The organism is Nonomuraea sp. NPDC049419 (genome assembly GCF_040676995.1).
Classification (GTDB): Bacteria; Actinomycetota; Actinomycetes; order Streptosporangiales; family Streptosporangiaceae; genus Nonomuraea; species Nonomuraea salmonea.
Genome location: NZ_JBFAQB010000003.1, coordinates 39,622 through 56,988 on the forward strand (window position 1 = coordinate 39,622; position 17,367 = coordinate 56,988).

The 17,367-nt window shown below is 71.8% G+C and carries 16 protein-coding genes; 3 read left to right on the forward strand and 13 right to left on the reverse strand.

Going from position 1 to position 17,367, the window contains the following annotated elements; translation table 11 throughout:
* Window positions 1-49 precede the first annotated feature (49 nt).
* Window positions 50-721 carry an HNH endonuclease family protein gene (locus AB0K12_RS10285; protein ID WP_364557906.1) on the forward strand — a complete coding sequence of 224 codons (672 nt, stop codon included), beginning with the start codon at window positions 50-52 and terminating at the stop codon, window positions 719-721.
* Between the two features lie 60 nt (window positions 722-781).
* Here AB0K12_RS10285 and AB0K12_RS10290 read toward each other — a convergent pair whose 3' ends face one another.
* The 12 genes from AB0K12_RS10290 to aceB form a co-directional block, all read right to left on the reverse strand.
* Window positions 782-1,105, reverse strand: a complete 324-nt coding sequence (locus AB0K12_RS10290; RefSeq protein WP_364557909.1) for a PepSY domain-containing protein — start codon at window positions 1,103-1,105, stop codon at window positions 782-784.
* Between the two features lie 91 nt (window positions 1,106-1,196).
* Window positions 1,197-2,435, reverse strand: coding sequence for a HAMP domain-containing sensor histidine kinase (locus tag AB0K12_RS10295; protein ID WP_364557912.1), 1,239 nt, complete (start codon window positions 2,433-2,435; stop codon window positions 1,197-1,199).
* Complete coding sequence (locus AB0K12_RS10300) at window positions 2,432-3,109, reverse strand: response regulator transcription factor (RefSeq protein WP_364557919.1); 678 nt, start codon at window positions 3,107-3,109, stop codon at window positions 2,432-2,434. The genes AB0K12_RS10295 and AB0K12_RS10300 overlap by 4 nt, the downstream gene beginning before the upstream one ends.
* 382 nt (window positions 3,110-3,491) lie before the next feature.
* Entirely contained in the window at window positions 3,492-4,376 is an 885-nt protein-coding gene (locus tag AB0K12_RS10305; RefSeq protein WP_364557922.1) for a hypothetical protein, read from the reverse strand.
* Between the two features lie 77 nt (window positions 4,377-4,453).
* Entirely contained in the window at window positions 4,454-6,355 is a 1,902-nt protein-coding gene (locus AB0K12_RS10310; RefSeq protein ID WP_364557925.1) for a hypothetical protein, read from the reverse strand.
* 60 nt (window positions 6,356-6,415) lie between these two features.
* Window positions 6,416-6,628, reverse strand: coding sequence for a DUF2277 domain-containing protein (locus tag AB0K12_RS10315; protein ID WP_364557928.1), 213 nt, complete (start codon window positions 6,626-6,628; stop codon window positions 6,416-6,418).
* A gap of 3 nt (window positions 6,629-6,631) precedes the next feature.
* Window positions 6,632-7,372 (reverse strand): IclR family transcriptional regulator, encoded by a 741-nt coding sequence (locus AB0K12_RS10320; protein ID WP_364377784.1) that lies wholly within the window; start codon window positions 7,370-7,372, stop codon window positions 6,632-6,634.
* An 18-nt stretch (window positions 7,373-7,390) separates the two neighbouring features.
* The gene (locus AB0K12_RS10325) at window positions 7,391-8,137 is read right to left on the reverse strand and encodes an IclR family transcriptional regulator (RefSeq protein WP_364557932.1); all 747 of its coding nucleotides are present in this window, start codon (window positions 8,135-8,137) and stop codon (window positions 7,391-7,393) included.
* Entirely contained in the window at window positions 8,134-9,336 is a 1,203-nt protein-coding gene (locus tag AB0K12_RS10330; RefSeq protein WP_364557935.1) for a heterodisulfide reductase-related iron-sulfur binding cluster, read from the reverse strand. The genes AB0K12_RS10325 and AB0K12_RS10330 overlap by 4 nt, the downstream gene beginning before the upstream one ends.
* Window position 9,337: 1 nt before the next feature.
* On the reverse strand, window positions 9,338-10,546 hold the full coding sequence (locus tag AB0K12_RS10335; protein ID WP_364557938.1) for an FAD-binding oxidoreductase: 1,209 nt from the start codon (window positions 10,544-10,546) through the stop codon (window positions 9,338-9,340).
* On the reverse strand, window positions 10,543-11,979 hold the full coding sequence (locus AB0K12_RS10340; RefSeq protein WP_364557941.1) for an FAD-linked oxidase C-terminal domain-containing protein: 1,437 nt from the start codon (window positions 11,977-11,979) through the stop codon (window positions 10,543-10,545). Before AB0K12_RS10340 ends, AB0K12_RS10335 begins: the two co-directional genes overlap by 4 nt.
* 25 nt (window positions 11,980-12,004) lie before the next feature.
* Window positions 12,005-13,582, reverse strand: coding sequence for a malate synthase A (gene aceB / locus AB0K12_RS10345; RefSeq protein WP_364557944.1), 1,578 nt, complete (start codon window positions 13,580-13,582; stop codon window positions 12,005-12,007).
* A gap of 158 nt (window positions 13,583-13,740) precedes the next feature.
* On the opposite strand from aceB, the gene AB0K12_RS10350 reads away from it, so the two are divergent.
* Window positions 13,741-14,433 carry a DUF4097 family beta strand repeat-containing protein gene (locus AB0K12_RS10350; protein WP_364557947.1) on the forward strand — a complete coding sequence of 231 codons (693 nt, stop codon included), beginning with the start codon at window positions 13,741-13,743 and terminating at the stop codon, window positions 14,431-14,433.
* Between the two features lie 108 nt (window positions 14,434-14,541).
* Window positions 14,542-15,954 (forward strand): GTPase HflX, encoded by a 1,413-nt coding sequence (gene hflX, locus AB0K12_RS10355; protein ID WP_364557950.1) that lies wholly within the window; start codon window positions 14,542-14,544, stop codon window positions 15,952-15,954.
* A 120-nt stretch (window positions 15,955-16,074) separates the two neighbouring features.
* On the opposite strand, the gene AB0K12_RS10360 is transcribed toward hflX, so the two are convergent.
* The gene (locus AB0K12_RS10360) at window positions 16,075-16,434 is read right to left on the reverse strand and encodes a hypothetical protein (RefSeq protein WP_364557953.1); all 360 of its coding nucleotides are present in this window, start codon (window positions 16,432-16,434) and stop codon (window positions 16,075-16,077) included.
* Window positions 16,435-17,367: the final 933 nt, after the last annotated feature.

Sequence of the window (17,367 nt, forward strand, 5' to 3'; positions counted from 1 at the left end):
GAATTACCTAGACTTTACGAGATTTTTGAGCGAAGTCTGGGGAGCAAGCGTGCGCGTACGGGCGTTCATGGCCGGCCTGGCCACGGTGACGATGCTGGCCGGGTGCGGCGGACTGGAGGCCCGGTCGAGCGGCGGGGCCTCGGACGCGAAGCCCGACTCCGCCGCGGTCGCCGACGCGAAGAAGAAGCTCGGAGAGCTGGAGGTCAAGGGCCGCGCGCCCAAGACCGGCTTCGACCGCGACAAGTTCGGCCCGGCCTGGTCCGACGTCGACCGCAACGGCTGTGACACCCGCAACGACATCCTCAAGCGCGACATGGAGGACGAGACGTTCAAGGCGGGCACCCACGACTGCATCGTGCTGACCGGCACCCTGGAGGACCCCTACAGCGGCAAGACCATCACGTTCAAGCGCGGCCAGACCACCAGCAGCGCCGTCCAGATCGACCACCTCGTGCCGCTGTCGGACGCCTGGCAGAAAGGCGCCCAGCAGTGGTCGGCGACCAAGCGCAAGGAGTTCGCCAACGACCCGCTGAACCTGCTCGCCGTGGACGGCCCGCTGAACGGCCAGAAGAGCGACTCCGACGCGGCCACCTGGCTGCCGCCGCGCAAGGCGTACCGGTGCGCCTACATCGCCCGCCAGATCGACGTGAAGGCCAAATACGGGGTGTGGGTGACCTCGGCGGAGAAGGACGCCATGAAGGGCATCCTGGACTCCTGCTGACCGCATGAACGCGCCGGCCCACCGTGGGGGTGAGCCGGCGCCACAGGAAGGTGCGAAGGATCAGTCGTCGTCGTCGTTGTCGTCCCGGTCGTCGTTGTTGTCCGCCTCGGACTTGGTGACCTTGCCCGAGGCGGCGTCCACCTTCACCTCGTGCCGCTGGGAGCCCTTGACCAGCTCCAGCTCCCAGACGTCGGCGGCGGTGCCGTTGCGGTCGAAGTCGAGCTCGCTGACCCAGGCGCCCGGCACCTGCTGGTGCGCGATCTCGATGGCCTGCTCGGCGGTGACCTTGGGTGCGGCGGGCGCGGCGGCCTCGGCCGCGGTCGCGGCGGTGGCGTACGCCGCGCCACCGCACGCGATCAGGGAGACGACACCGGCACCGGCCACGAGAAGCTTCTTTGTGATTCGCATGCCCCTACGAAACCGCGACCCCCGGTAACCGCGCGCTAAACGGTGGTTAAGGCGGCGAGAAGACGCTTCAGGGGGCGCCGAGGAGCAGGTCGACGCGGGCGCCGCCGCGGTCCCCGGTGGCGACGGTCAGGCCGCCGCCTGATGACTCCGCGGTGCGGCGGGCGATGTCGAGGCCCAGGCCCGTCGAGCCGGCGCCGCTGGTGCCGCGCTCAAGGAGGGCCGGTTCGAAGCCGGGTCCCGTGTCCTCGACGGTGAGCAGGGCGCCGGGCGGGTGCGGGCGCAGGCGTACGGACATCGCGACGCCCTCAGGGGTGTGGGCGAAGACGTTGCCGAGCAGGGCGTCCACGCACGCGGCCAGCTCCTCGGCGCCCACCGCCACCGGCAGCGGGCCGTCCGGCAGCGTGACCGTGACCTCGCGTCCCTGGTCCTCGGCCAGCACCGACCAGAAGCGCACCCGCTCACCCACCACGTCTGCCGCGTCGCACGACTCGCGGCCTGCGGTGCGGCGGCGGGCCTCGGTGATGACGGCGCTCACCGCGCGCTCCAGCGCGTCCACGCGGGCCTGGACGCGGGCCGCCTCCTCCGGGTCGCGCAGCGACTCGGCGTCCAGCCGCAGGCCCGTCAGGGGCGTGCGGAGCCGGTGCGACAGGTCGGCCACGGACTCCCGCTCGGCGGCCAGCAGCTCGTCGATGCGTCCGGCGAGGTGGTTGAGCGCGAGCGCGACCGAACGCACCTCGGGCGGCCCGCCCGGCTCGGCCCGCGCGGTCAGATCGCCGCCCGCGAGCCGGTGGGAGACCCTGGCCAGGCCGTCCACGGGCCGGGTGACGGCCAGCGCCAGCCGGTCGGCCAGCACGATGCCGAGCACCACCAGACCGAGCCCGATCAGCAGCAGCGCCAGCCACGCCTCGCGCACGCCGCGCCCCAGCTCGTCGTCCGGCACGAACACCCTGATCACCGCCGTCCCGCCGGGCGACTGCGCCGAGACCAGCACCTCCCTGCCGCCGGGCGCGGCGGCGGTGACGCTGCGGCCGGTCGCGGCCAGGCGGACCGCGTCGGAGCGGCGGGCCGGCGAGCCGACAGTGGTGCCGTCGGGCAGGAACACGGTCACGGGCCGCGACACCTGCTCGACCGTCAGCGGCAGGTCGGGCGTGCCGACCGCGACGGCGACCGACTCGGCGGCGGCGGTGGCCCTGCTCATCGCGCCGTTCTCGGCCACGGCGCGGATCAGCAGCGCCATCGGCACCAGCAGCGCGATGAGCACGAGCGAGGTGGTGGCCGCGACGAGCAACGCCAGCCAGCGCCTCACGACGGCTCGACCAGCTTGACGCCGACACCGCGCACGGTGTGCAGGTAGCGTGGCTCGGCCGCCGTCTCGCCCAGCTTCCTGCGCAGCCACGACAGGTGCACGTCCACGGTCTTGTCGGCGCCCCCGTACGGCAGCTGCCACACCTCGGTCAGCAGCTCCCGCTTGGTGACCACCTCGCCGGGCCGGGCCGCGAGGTAGTGCAGCACGTCGAACTCGCGCGGCGTCAGGTCGAGCGGCGTGCCGTCGAGCGTCGCCGTACGGGCCCGCGGATCGACCCGCAGCGCGCCCACCGCCAGCGGTTCGGGGGCCGAGCCGCCCGCGCGCCGCAGCACGGCCCGCACCCGGGCGTCGAGCTGCGCCGCGCTGTACGGCTTGACCACGTAGTCGTCGGCGCCCGCGTCGAGCACGGGCACCATCTCGGCGTCGCCGTCACGGGCGGTGGCCACGATGACCGGCACCCGGCTGACCGCCCGCAGCATGCGCAGCAGCTCCACGCCGTCGAGGTCGGGCAGCCCGAGGTCGAGCACGATCAGGTCGGGCCGGTCCTGGACGGCCAGCCGCAGCCCGTCCATGGCGGTGGGGGAGGAGGAGACGGCATGGCCGAGCTCCCGCAGCCCCCGGCTCAGCGCCGTACGGATCGCCACGTCGTCCTCGATGAGCAGGATGTCTGCCATACGAAGAACGTAGACGCTTTCCGGCCCTGCATAGAGCAGCCTTAGCGTCGCCTTAACCTGGCGTTAGCCGGACAGGGGAGAACCTGATCGGGATGAAGAGACTAGTCGTGGCCTGGGCCGCCACCGCGATCGCCGCCACCGGTGCGGCCGTGGCGGTGCTCGGCCTGCTCGGCAACGGACTGACCGGCTCCGACAGCCATGTGCTCGGCCCCGAGGAGGTGCGCGCGGAGCTGGCCACGGCCACCACCCGCAGCGCCGCCACCCCGTCCCCCGCGGCGACGCAGACCGGGCAGAGCCGGCTGATCCGCAGCGCGGGCGGCACGGTGATCGCCTCCTGCGACGGCGGCCTGGTCACGCTGCGCTCGTGGAGTCCCGCCCAGGATTACAAGGTGGACGGCGTCGAGCCGGGGCCTGCGGGCGAGGCGAAGGTGGAGTTCGAGCCGGACGAGGGCGAGGAGGTCGAGCTGACGATCGTCTGCTCGGGCGGCGCCCCCGTCGTACGCGAGCACTGATCGGGCCCCTCGCGCCACCGGTGACCGGCCTTGCGCAGGTGCCGGTACTCCAGCACGGCCAGCGTCAGGGACGAGACGACCCCGCACAGGTTGAGTGTCAGCCACAGCCAGAACGGCACGCCCTTCGCGTCGCCCTCGCTCAGCTCCAGACTGGTGACCAGCAGCATGACGGCCGTCGTGCCGACCGGCGCGAGCAGCGGGTGCAGCTCGGCGCTCCACAGCCCGGTGCGCGCCGCCCAGTAGAGCGTGCAGCCCCAGAAGCACCAGAACCAGAGGAAGAGCAGCGGGGACAGCAGGATGAGGAACAACGTCCCCACCCCGGCGTCCGGGAGCGAGATCGTGACGGTGCCGTCGCCGGCGGCCGCCAGCAAGGACCAGGTGACGAACGGCAGCACGACGACCGCCACCGCGAGCCCCGCGCGGGCGAGCAGCCGCCGCGCGCCGGGCATGAGCGTGCCGCGCAGGCCGGGCCGGGTCACGAGCAGCAGGACGACGAACGCCAGCGGCGGCAGGAGCAGCGCGACCACGCCGCTCTGCACGACCTTCAGCCCGAGGTTGCCCGAGACGAACACGATGTGCTGGTAATTCGACGTCGCGATCACGATCATCACCAGGCCGGTCGCCGACCGCCAGAACGCGAGCCGGTCCAGCAGCCGGTCCTTCTTCCCCGTGCCGACCTTGGGTTTGAACACCTGTCTGGCGAAGAGCCACGGCAGCAGCACGTTGAGGGCGGCACGCCGCTGAGGTGAAAGCACTCGGTCCTCCCATGTCAGAAGCCGGGGAACACGGCCACGATAGGGAGATCACCTTGCGGGCGGCTTGACCGCCGGTGTCAGGGCGCCTCGGCGCTGAGCGCCGACTTCGTCAGCTCGGCCTGACGGCGGATCTGTCCCATGACGATGGGGTTGACGCCCTTCGCCTGGAACGTGGCGACCATCGCGTCCATGACGGCGTTCGCCCGGCCCAGGTCGCCCTGCCGCGCCTCGGCCCTGGCCAGGCGGCGCATCGCCAGGTTGAGCGTGATGTTGTCGATGCCGCCCGCGCGGACGACCTGGCCGAGGTGCTCGATGCCCTGCTTGGGGTCGGGCGGCCGGACCCGCAGCCCGCCCGGCGTCAGCTCCTTGAACTCCCGCTCGGCGTTGAGCCCCTTGACCAGCCGGGCGTAGACGGCCAGCGGGTGGCCGCCGTGCCGGTTGATGAGCTCGTCCAGCGCCAGGTTGCCGGCGCGCAGCTCGGGCGCGTCGGAGCCGAGCAGCGAGAACAGCTTGCCCTGCTCCTCGCCCAGCATCAGCTCGGCCACCTCGTGGTCGGCGCGGCTCACCGGGAGGCGCACCCTGACCGGGCAGGCGGGGGAGACGATGCGGGAGCCGTCGGCGGCTATGTACCGGGCCCGCACCTGGTATTCGCCTGGCTGCTGGAAGTAGTGGCCGTCGCGGCCGTGCCCGACGTACGCGCTGCGGTACATCGCCGGGTTGCCCGCATCGAGCCTGACGTCCGTCGAGCCGTCCACGCAGTGCCGCATCATCGGCCGGTACAGCACGGTCGAGCCGTCCGGCCGGGTGATCGACACCTGGGTGAACTCGGTGTCGGGGTGCAGGTGGCCGTGCGTGGTCACCGGCTCGCCCGCGCACGACAGCTTCAGCTCGACCACGACAGGCTCGCCCAGCTCGAACGACTCCTTGGCGCGCAGCTCCAGCCGCAGCCCGGAGTGGTCCTCGACCGGCCGCTCGAAGGGGTCGATCTCGGCGGCGCCCCGGCCGAAGGCGTTCGCGCCCATGGCGACGTCGCGGTAGAAGCCGTGCCGCAGGTGCACCAGCTCGGCGTCGGTGAACTGGAACGGGAAGGCCGCCCAGTACGCGGGCTCGCCGCCGGGACGGTAGTTCCACGCGTAGTTCATCCACGACAGGTCGCCGAAGCCGCCGTCGGGGCCGAGCGGCTGGGGCGGGGTGGCGAGGTTCTTCTGCCAGGAGTGCAGCAGGTTGAAGGCGTGGCCGAGCTCGTGCACGTACGTGCGCAGCTGCGCCCGCCGCGACTCCGGCGTGTCCCCCTTGATCGCGTCGTAGAAGACCGCGGAGCCCTGCCGCTGGTGGGCGTCGTCGTAGTCGAACATGATGCCCCGGTAGCCGCCGACGTGCTTGCTGGCCACCAGCAGCCACACCCGCCAGGCGGGCGCGTCGCCGAACGCGCCGAAGTGCCGGGTCATCGCGTGGTGCAGCTCGGCGTCGTCCCACGCCAGGTCGGCGCCCGAGCCCTCGACCGGGATCACCTCGGGCTCGGCCACCCGCAGCTCGACGCCGGCCTCCGCGTACGCGCCCGCCACCGTCAGCTCCCTGTCGGGCGATGCGGCCGGCCCCGGCAGCGTGCCGGTCCGGTACGACGCGAACGGCACGGAGCCGACCACGGAGTCCTGTTCGAGCAGCACGCTGCGGAAGTAGGGGGAGGCGAACACCACCGGGTACGCCCGCCCCGCCACCACCGCGCTGCCCGCCCCGTCGGCGAGCTCGACCCGCACGTCACGGTCGGGCACGTCGAAGGTGAAGTCGCCGCGCCCGTGGATGAGCCCGTCGCGCACGTCGGGGGCGTGCACCACGAACGAGCCCGCGTAGGAGGTGGTCGCGCCCGCCACGGTGAACAGGTCACCGCTCACCCGCCCGGCCGGCCGCGGCCCGTCGACGTCGACGCGGAGCGCCAGCCGCGAGTCGCCGTCCTGTCCCTCGTACAACCCGCTGATCATGGGAGCTCCTGGGAACGCTAAGGGGTCATACCGGGACACTGATCCCGTGGGCAGGACCTGTCAACGGCTCCCGCGGACCTGCAGCGCGCCGAGCAGGTCCTCCGACGCCCTGGTGATCGCCTCGACCGCGCGGTCGAACGCCTCCGCGTTGTGCGCCGCGGGCGCGCGGAAGCCGGAGATCTTCCTGACGTACTGCAGCGCGGCCGCCCGCACGTCCTCCTCTGTCACGCTCTCGGTGTACGGCGGGCGGAGGGTCTTGATGCTTCTACACATGTCTCAACCGTAATAGCCGATGCGCTGGCTGATCTCGTTCGCGCCCGCCACCAGGGTCGCCCCCACCTCGGGCAGCCGTTCCTGCGTCAGCCGGTACGACGGGCCCGACGCGCTGACGGCCGCCACCACCGACTCGTCGGAGCCCCTGATCGGCGCGGCGACGGCGTTGAGCCCCACTTCCAGCTCCTCGACGGCGGTGGCCCAGCCGCGCTCCTTGATCTCCTCCAGCCCCAGCTCGTCGGCCGATGTGATGGTGTTGGGCGTGTAGCGTTCCAGCTCGGCGGGCGGCCGCAGCGCGCCGAAGGCGAGCAGCACCTTGCCGCTGGAGGTGGCGTGCGAGGGGGTGCGCTGGCCGACCCAGTTGTGGCCGCTGATGGCGGCGGGGCCGCGCACCTGCGTGATGTTGACCGCGTCGCCGTTGCGCGGCACCGCCACGCTGACGGTCTCGCCGATCTCCTCGGCGAGGCGCAGGCAGACGGGGCGGCTCTCGCCCGACAGGTCGAGGCGGGCGGTGGCCGCGCCGGCCAGCCGCACGACGCCGAACCCGAGCCGGTAGCGCCCGCGATCGCCGCTCTGTTCGACGAGCCCGCCCTGTTCGAGGGCCGATAGCAGGCGGAAGGCGGTGGATTTGTGTACGTCCAGCTCGGTCGCCAGGTCCGTGACCCGGCTGGCGCCGTCGCGGGCGAGGATCTCCAAGATCGCGATGGCACGATCGACCGACTGGACCGACGTGCTGTTGCTCATAGCGCAACAGAATATCGTTCAGTCGGCGATCGGTCCCAGCTCGTCACCGAACTGCGATGCGATCTCCCGCATGGCCGCGGCCAGCTCGTCGCGGTCAAGGGCGTCGATCCGCTCGGCGGGGCCCGAGACGGACATGGCCGCGACCACCCGGCTCCCGTCCCGCACCGGCACCGCGAGACAGTGCACGCCCAGCTCCTCCTCGCCCAGGTCGAGCGCATAGCCCCGGCTGCCGACGGCCTCCAGCTCCGCCTGCATCGCACGCAGCTCGGTGATCGTGTTGGGCGTGCGGCGCGGCATGCCGGTGCGCTCGAACACCGCCAGCGCCTCCGCCGCCGGCCGCCCGGCCAGCAGCACCTTGCCCACCGCCGTGCTGTGCGGCAGCACCCGCCTGCCCACCTCGGCGAACATCCGCAGCCTGCGCGGCGAGGGCACCTGCGCGACGTAGACGACGAAGTCGCCCTCCAGCACGGCCAGGTTCGCGGTCTCGCCGGACAGCTCGACCATCTTCGCCAGGTACGGCTGCGCCCACACCCCGACCATGCTCTCCGCGATGCCGCCCAGCCGGACCAGCCCGCCGCCGAGCGCGTACCGGCGGTCGGACTCCTGCCGGACGTAGCCGCGCGACAGCAGCGTCTGCAGCAGCCGGTGGATCGTGCCGTACGGCAGGCCCGTGCGCGCCGCGATCTCCGAGAGCCCCGCCTCGCCCCCGTGCTCGGCCAGCGCCTCCAGCACGTCGAGCGCCCGCTCCACGGACTGGACGCTCACAGCGTGACCCCGCGCAGGGAGGCGTCGAGCACTTCCGCGGTGTGGGCGACCCTGATGTCGGCGCCCGCCCGCTTCATCGCCGCGGCGATCTGCATCGTGCACCCCGGGTTGGCCGACACCAGCAGCTCGGCCCCCGTCGTGCGCACCGAGGCCGCCTTCCTGTCGCCGAGGTCGCGCGCGGCCTGCGGCCGCAGCAGGTTGTACGTGCCCGCCGAGCCGCAGCAGATCGCCGACTCGGGGATCTCGCGCACCTCCAGGCCGGGGATGCCGGCCAGCAGCTCGCGCGGCTGCGCCCGCACGCCCTGGGCGTGGGCCAGATGGCAGGCGTCGTGGTAGGCCACCGTGAGCGGCAGCGGGTGCCGCTTGGCCACCGGGCCCAGCTCGGCCAGATATTCCGACAGGTCCATGACCCGGAAGCCCGGCTCGCGGCCGAGCAGCTCGGCGTACTCCTTCATGGCGGAGCCGCAGCCCGCCGCGTTGACCACGACCGTGTCGACCCCGGCCCGCTCGAACACCTCGACCGTCCTGCGCGCCAGCCGCCCCGCCTGCCGGTCGAGCCCCGAGTGCACGCTGAGCGCCCCGCAGCAGCCCTGCTCCGGCGGCACCACGACGTCGCAGCCCTCCAGCGCGAGCACCCGCGCGGTGGCCGCATTGACCTGCGGGAAGAACTCCCGCTGCACACACCCGGTGAGCATCCCCACCGTGGCGCGGCGCTCGCCCCTGGCCCTCACCAGGCGCGGCAGGCGCTGCCGCCGCTCGACGCGGGGCGCCAGCGCCGCCATGGCGCCCAGGCTCGGGTTCGCCCGCTCGAGGAACGGCGCCATCCGCCTGGCCAGCCACATCGTCGGGCGCAGCAGGCGCAGCCTGCGCGGGTAAGGGAACAGGGTGAAGACGATGCCGCGCACGGCGCGCTCCTGCGGCTCGCGTACGTGCTGACGCTCCACCTCCACCCTGGTCTGCTCGATCAGCCGGTCGTAGCGCACCCCCGAGGGGCACGCCGTCACGCAGGCCATGCAGCCCAGGCAGGCGTCGAAGTGCCCGGCCATCTCGGGCGTGACGGGGGTCCCCTCGACGTGCTGCTTCATCAGGTGGATGCGGCCGCGCGGCGAGTCCATCTCCTCGCCCCACAGCGCGTACGTCGGGCACGTCGGCAGGCAGAACCCGCAGTGCACGCAGTCGTTGATCAGCTCCGGGTCCACGTCACACGCCTCCCACGTACCGGCCTGGAGACATCCTGCGACCGGGATCGAACCGTTCCTTGACCCGCCGCATCAACGGCAGCGAACCCACCTGCCCCCACCTGTCGAGCTTCGCGTACGGCGCCGCGAGGACGTGCACCCGCCCGCCGGCCGCTTCGACCTCGGCCCGCAGCCGCGCCACGGCGGCGGCCAGCTCGCCCTCCTCCATCGCCTGCGCCGACTCCAGCAGCAGCCGCCCGCGCACCGGCGAGCCGCGCAGCGCCATGCCGGTAGGGCCGGCCGCGTCGAGCACCGCGGCCGTCGCCGCCGGCGGGAACCGCAGCTCGATCAGCACCTCGTCGGCGAGGATGCGCCCCCACCACGGCGGCGGCTCCTCGGTGATCTCCCCCGCGCTGATCAGATCGCGCAGCGCCGCCGCCCTGCCGGCCGCCGCCGTGCCCTCGACCAGCGCGGCGAGCGTGATCGGCGCGTCAGGGGCGGGCCTGTCGATCTCGACCGCGCTCGGCTCGGCCTGCGAGGCCGCCAGCTCCGCCGCCAGCTCCGCCGCCTTCGCGACGTCGTCCTTCGCGATGTCGCCGAGGCGGGCGACCACCCAGCGGCGGCCGGGCGGCAGCGGGTGCAGGCGGAACGTGGCCTCGGCGATGACGCCGAGCGTGCCGTACGAGCCGGTGAACAGCTTGCCCAGGTCGTAGCCCGCGACGTTCTTGACGACCTTGCCGCCCGAGCGGGCGATCGTGCCGTCGGGCAGCACCACCGTGATGCCGATGAGCAGGTCGCGGGCGGTGCCGTAGCGGAAGGCGCGCGGGCCTGCCGGCCCTCCGGTGGCCAGCGTGCCGCCGACCGTGGCGTCCCCGGCGAACGGCACGTCGAGCGCCAGCTCCTGACCCTCGCCCGCGAGCACGCCGGACAGCGCAGCCATCGTCACCCCGGCCTGCGCGCGCACCACCAGGTCGCCTGCCGCGTGTTCCAGCACCTCGTTCATGCAGCACATGTCGAGCAGCACGTCGCAGCGCTCGGGCGGCGGCGCCCAGTGCAGCTTCGTGCCACCGCCGGCGGGCACCACCGCGAGGTCCCGCTCCGCGCAGGCCCGCAGCACGGCCGCGATCTCCTCGACGCTCTCCGGCAGCACCACCCAGCGGGGCCGCACCCCGGCCACCGCGTCGTCCGGCCCAGCTTGCCGGGTCGTGACTCCGCCGATCGTGTCGCTCAAAACTGCTCCGCCTTCCCCGACTCGACCAGCGGGTGCACGCCCTTGCGCTTCCCCGGCACCTCGCCGCACAGGCGCGGGGTGGGGAACACCTTGCCCGGGTTCGCCAGCCCCTCGGGGTCGAACGCGCAGCGGACCAGCTGCATGGTGTCGAGGTCGTCGGCGCTGAACATCTTCGGCATGTACCGCGACTTGTCCACCCCCACCCCGTGCTCGCCGGTGATCGAGCCGCCGTGCTCGATGCACAGGTCGAGGATCGCCCCCGACACCACCTCGGCCCGCTCACCCGCGCCGGGGTCGCCGTCGTCGAACAGCACCAGCGGATGCAGGTTGCCGTCGCCGGCGTGGAAGACGTTGGCCACCCTGATGTCGTGCTCCTCCGACAGCCGGTCGATGGCCGCCAGCACGGCCGGCAGCGACGTGCGGGGGACCACGCCGTCCTGCACGATGTACGCCGGGCTGATGCGCCCCACGGCGGCGAACGCCGACTTGCGGCCCTTCCAGATCGCCGCGCGCTCCGCCGGGTCGGCCGCCACCCGCAGCTCGAACGCCTCGGAGCAGATCTCCCGCAGCCGCGCGAACTGCCGCTCGACCTCGGCCGCAGGCCCGTCCAGCTCGACGATCAGCACCGCGCCCGCGCCCTCGGGATAGGAGCAGGCCACCGCGGCCTCGGCCGCCTCGATGGCGAGGGCGTCCATCATCTCGATCGCGGCGGGCACGATGCCCGCCCCGATGATCGCCGACACCGCCCTGCCGCCCTGCTCGATGCTGTCGAACGCGGCCAGCACCGTGGTCACCGCCTCCGGCGCGCGGCTCAGCCGTACGGTGATCTTGGTGGCGATGCCCAGCGTGCCCTCCGACCCGATGAACGCGCCCAGCAGGTCGTAGCCGGGGTCCATGCGGTCGAGCGTGACCAGGTCGCCGTCGGGGGTGACGATCTCGCACGCCTCGACGTGGTTGACCGTGAAGCCGTATTTGAGGCAGTGGGCGCCGCCCGAGTTCTCCGCCACGTTGCCGCCGATCGAGCAGACCTGCTGGCTGGAGGGGTCGGGGGCGTAGTAGTAGCCCTGGGCGCGCACGGCCTCGGTGATGGCCAGGTTCGTCACGCCCGGCTCCACCACGGCCCTGCGGTCGGGCAGGTCGATCTCCAGGATCGCGCGCATCTTCGAGGTGACGATGAGCACGCCGTCCTCGCGGGGGAGCGCGCCGCCCGACAGGCCGGTGCCCGAGCCGCGGGCCACGAAGGGCACGGCGTGCTCGTTGCACAGGCGCACCACGGCGGCGACCTGCTCGGCGGTCTCCGGCAGCACCACCACGCCGGGGGTGGCGCGGTGGTAGGTCAGGCCGTCGCACTCGTACGTGCGCAGGCGTACGGGATCGGTGATCACCGCGTCGTGAGGCAGCAGCGAGCGCAGCGCCGCGATCAGCGTCTCCATCACCGATCCCCCTTTATACGCTTCTTTATGGCATTTGAGCATAGGCCGGAAGGGTCAGGAACTCCGCGAAGTCGTCGTCCAGCGCCACCTGCTTGAACAGCTCCGTCGCCTGCCGGAACAGCCCTTCGTCGTAGCCCGGCTCCCCGGAGATCCTGGCCAGCTCCTCCCCGATGATCCGCTCCACGAGCTCCTTCGTCACCTGCTCGCCCGAGTCGGCCAGCGTGATGTCGTTGTGGATCCACTGCCAGATCTGCGAGCGCGAGATCTCGGCGGTGGCGGCGTCCTCCATGAGGTTGTGGATGGCCGCCGCGCCCTGCCCGCCCATCCAGGCGGCGAGGTAGCGCAGGCCGACGTCCACGTTGTTGCGCAGGCCCGCCTCGGTGATCTCGCCCGGCGTGTCCGACACCGCGAGCAGCTCGGCCGCCGAGACGCTGACGTCCTCGCGCAGCCGGTCGAGCTGGTTGGGCCGCGAGCCGAGCACCCCGTCGAACACCTCGCGGCAGATCGGCACCAGGTCGGGGTGGGCCACCCACGAGCCGTCGAAGCCGTCGTTGGACTCGCGCGTCTTGTCGGCCCGCACCTTCTCCAGCGCCACCGCGTTGACCTCGGGGTCACGCCGCGAGGGGATGAACGCCGCCATCCCGCCGATCGCGTGCGCGCCCCGCTTGTGGCAGGTGCGCACCAGCAGCTCGGTGTACGCGCGCATGAACGGCGCCGTCATCGTCACCGCGTTGCGCTCGGGCAGCAGGAACTCCCGCCCCCGCGTGCGGAACTTCTTGATCACGCTGAACAGGTAGTCCCAGCGCCCCGCGTTGAGCCCCGCCGAGTGCTCGCGCAGCTCGTAGAGGATCTCCTCCATCTCGAACGCCGCCGGGTACGTCTCGATGAGCACCGTCGCCCTGATCGTGCCCCGCGGGATGCCGAGCAGCTCCTGCGCCCTGACGAACACGTCGTTCCAGAGCCGCGCCTCCAGGTGCGACTCGATCTTCGGCAGGTAGAAGTAGGGGCCCTTGCCCTTGTCGATCTGCCGCTGCGCGCAGTGGAAGAAGTAGAGCCCGAAGTCGAACAGCGACCCCGACACCGGCTTCCCGTCGACCAGGGCGTGCTTCTCGTCGAGGTGCCAGCCGCGCGGGCGCACGACCACCGTGGCCAGCTCGTCGTCGGGCTTGAGCGCGTACGTCTTGCCGCCGGTCTCGAAGTCGATCGTGCGGTCGAGCGCGTCACGCAGGTTGAGGTGACCGGCCACGCAGTTCTCCCACAGCGGGGAGTTGGCGTCCTCGAAGTCGGCCAGCCACACCTTCGCGCCCGAGTTGAGCGCGTTGATGGTCATCTTCTTGTCGACCGGCCCGGTGATCTCGACGCGGCGGTCCTCCAGGCCGGGCGCCGGCGGCGCGACCCGCCACTCGCCCTCCCTGATCTCCTTGGTCTCCAGCAGGAAGTCGAGCGTGCCGCCCGCCGACAGCTCCGCCTGCCTGGCCTGGCGGGCCTCCAGCAGCTCCAGCCGCCGCGCGCCGAACTCCCGCTGGAGAGTCGCCACGAACGCGAGCGCCTCCGGCGTGAGGATCTCGTCGAACCGGTCGAGCATCGGGCCGGTGATCTCCATGGGCCTCTTCCTTTTCCATATGGTGGAAAGTGAATTCTGGATTGTGGAAGTGAAACTACTCTCACGTGCGCAGCGGGTCAAAGGTCGGGGTGTCCCCGGGATCAACCAGGGGTCATCCCCGATGCTGAACCCCTGCCCGCGAGGGGAGGATCCTCTCCATGAAGACGATTGCGATCGCTGGCGGGCTGCTGGCCTCGACCTTGCTGCTGGCCGGTTGCGGGCTGGGGAGCCTCGCCGGTCCCAACAATGAGGACACGGTGTCGTACGAGGTGACCGACAAGGTCGCCACGCTGAGGCTGGTCTCCAGGTCGGGCGACGCCGTCGTCACCGAGACCGGCGGCAGCGGCATCCGCGTCGTCGAGACCCTTCACTGGCGTGGCGACGACAAGCCGAAGCCGGAGCACAAGGTGGACGGCCAGGAGTTGTTCGTCACCTATGACTGCCCGTCGGAGTGGGGGAGCTGCAGCGTCGACTACAAGATCGAGGTGCCCAAGGGCCTGCGGCTCAATCTGGAGGCGGGCTCCGGCAACCTCACCCTCAGGGACAGCACCGGCGAGATCGACCTGAACGCCGGCTCAGGTGACGTGGACGCGGCCGGGCTGACCGGCAAGAAGCTCATCGCCGAGCTGGGCTCCGGCAACATCGAGCTCAAGTACGCCGCCGCACCCGAGGACGTCAGGCTCAAGACCGGCTCGGGCGACATCCGGCTGCACGTCCCCGACCAGGCGTACGCGGTGGACAGCGAAGTCGGCTCCGGCGACCTCGCCCTCGACGTCAAGCAGGACAAGGGCGCCCCGAACAAGCTCTCCGTCACCGCGGGCTCCGGCGACATCACCGTCTCGCCCTCTTGACAGTCTGTGGCGTCAGCCTGATAACCAGGTGCTCGCGCCGTGGGTGTCGTGCCACCATCGTGGGAAGACATCGAGGTGTCCAGACGTTCCCTCATAGAGATGACACGTATGCACGAATTTCCCGCGCTCGACCCGATCGAGACCGGCGACCTGGACCTTGAGGACCGTCAGGCTCTGCGCCGCGTGGCGGGCCTGTCCACCGAACTTCAAGACGTCACCGAAGTCGAATACCGGCAGCTGCGGCTCGAGCGGGTCGTCCTCGTCGGCGTCTGGACCAACGGCACGGCGGAAGACGCCGAGAACTCTCTCCTGGAGCTCAAGCTCCTGGCCGAGACCGCCGGGTCACAGGTGCTCGACGGGCTCATCCAGCGGCGTCAGAAGCCGGACCCGGCCACCTACATCGGCTCCGGCAAGGCCCTGGAGCTGCGCGACGTCGTCGAATCGACCGGCGCCGACACCGTGATCTGCGACGGCGAGCTGACCCCCGGTCAGCTCCGCCAGCTGGAGGAGACGGTCAAGGTCAAGGTCATCGACCGCACGGCGCTCATCCTCGACATCTTCGCCCAGCACGCCAAGAGCCGCGAGGGCAAGGCCCAGGTCGAGCTGGCCCAGCTGTCCTACCTGCTGCCCCGCCTGCGCGGCTGGGGCGGCAACCTGTCGCGCCAGGTCGGCGGCCGCGCCGCCGGCGGCGTCGGCATCGGCGGCCGCGGCCCCGGTGAGACGAAGATCGAGCTCGACCGGCGCCGCATCCGCGAGCGCATGTCCAAGCTCCGCCGCCAGATCAGCGGCATGTCCACCTCGCGCGACACCATGCGCCACCGGCGCCAGCGTCGCGAGGTGCCCGCCGTGGCCATCGCCGGCTACACCAACGCCGGCAAGTCCTCGCTGCTCAACCGCGTCACCGGCGCGGGTGTGCTGGTCGAGGACGCGCTGTTCGCCACCCTCGACCCGACCGTGCGCAGGGCCCGCACGTCCGAAGGTCGGCTGTTCACGATCGCCGACACCGTCGGCTTCGTGCGCCACCTGCCCCACCAGCTCGTCGAGGCGTTCCGCTCCACCCTGGAGGAGGTCGCCGACGCCGACCTGATCCTCCACGTGGTCGACGGCTCGCACCCCGACCCCGAGGGGCAGCTCGCGGCCGTCCGCGAGGTGTTCGCCGACATCGAGGGCGCCCCCGACGTGCCCGAGATCGTGGTGATCAACAAGGCCGACGCGGCCGACCCGGAGGTGCTCGACCGCATCGCCCGCCGCGAGCGCGACAGCATCGTCGTCTCGGCCCGCACCGGGGCCGGCATTCCCGAGCTGATGGAGCTCATCGAGGAGCGGCTGCCGCGCCTCGACCACGAGGTCCACCTGCTGGTGCCCTACGACAGGGGTGACCTGATCTCGCGGGCCCACAAGGAGGGCGAGGTCCTCTCGGTGGACCACGTCGAGGACGGCACCATCCTGCACGCCCGGGTCCTGCCCAGCTTGTCGCAGGAGCTGGAGCGCGTGGGCAAGCCGGTGGAGCACGCCATCTGACGCCTTCGTGAGCGTCTCTTCACGTGGGAGGGGCTTCGTGAGCGCCTCTCCACGTGAGAGGACCTCCGCGCGCCTCCATGTGAGCGGACGTTTGTGAGCGCCTTTCCGCGTGAGAGGCGCTCACGCTCTTTTCCTGGATGGGCGCTTCTCCCTGTGAGAGGCGCTCACGCACTCCTGTCTGCGGCACTCCGGGTCGGTCAGTGGGCCATCAGCGCTCGGCGTCCGCTGCGGGTGCTCGTCCGGGGTCAGGCTGCGCGTGTCGCGGCCCAGGTCCCTGGCCACGGCCTCGGTGCGGCGGATCACCACGCCGGTGCCCGAGGTGAACGCGAACGCGAACGTCCTGCCCGACCCTCCAGGGCCGTCCAGGAGGGCCGCCACCGCGCGTTCCTCGGTCGAGGAGACCGGCTGTCGCGGCGACTGCAACCTGGGCACGCCGGTCGGCGAACTGAGCCCGACCGACGGGGAGTCCCGTACGGTCATCGCCAACTCCGCCCCACCCCGTAACCCCACCACCCCGTGCGGTCCCCTTCCCTTGCGGTCCTGCCTTCTTGCGGCCCTGCGCCCTCGCGGCCCCACTCCCTTGCAGTCCCGCCCCCTTGCGCCCTTGCGCCCCGCCTTCGCTTGCGGCCCTGGGGCCTCGCGCTCTTGCGGCCCCGTTTGTCGGCCTCATGGCCGGCCCTTGCGGCTACGTCTTGATCGGGGAGGCCCCGCCTCGCAGGCGAGGTACCTCCTCTCTGGCTCCCCGCGTGCCTTGAGACCCCTTGCGGCGCTCTGTCGTGGCCCTGGGGCCCGATGGCGGGCTCCGGCTCCTGCGGGGCGTCTCGGGGCCTCGGAGCCCTGTCGCCGGTGGCCTTCGGGGGCCCGAGACTCCTCCCTCCCCGTGCGCGGGCCGGGCCTTCGTGTGGGGTCGGTCCGGTGGGTGTGGCGGCGGGGTGGTGGCGCTGCGTGCACATGCCGTATAACGGTCCCGTGATAGACCGGTCCTGCGATATGCATACGCTGCTAAAACGCGCGAGGCCGTACCCATCCCCATGGTTGGGCGACACTCTCCACAAAGCGTGCAGACCTCCCCAAAAGCGGCAGTGGTCCCCACCCCCCTGAGGTTGCTAGGATTAGCCAGACCTAACGTTGGTCTGGTTTTTGGGTTCGGGTTCTAGGTTTCGGATGATGACTGCGAGTGTTCACGTCGTCAGCGGGGGCCATGGGGACGAGGCAGGGCTGCGTGACGGTTGGGATGAATGGTCTTTCTTCCGAATAACCCTGTACAGCGGCCCGACATGTGAAATAACGTAACTGAACTGAAATCGCTGGATCATGCGTCCGGCGATACGGTCACCGCACTACTCGATGCGGATGAGAGCAGGAGACCCCCCATGTCGTCCGGACCCGGAGCGGACTCAGTGGGCGCGGCGC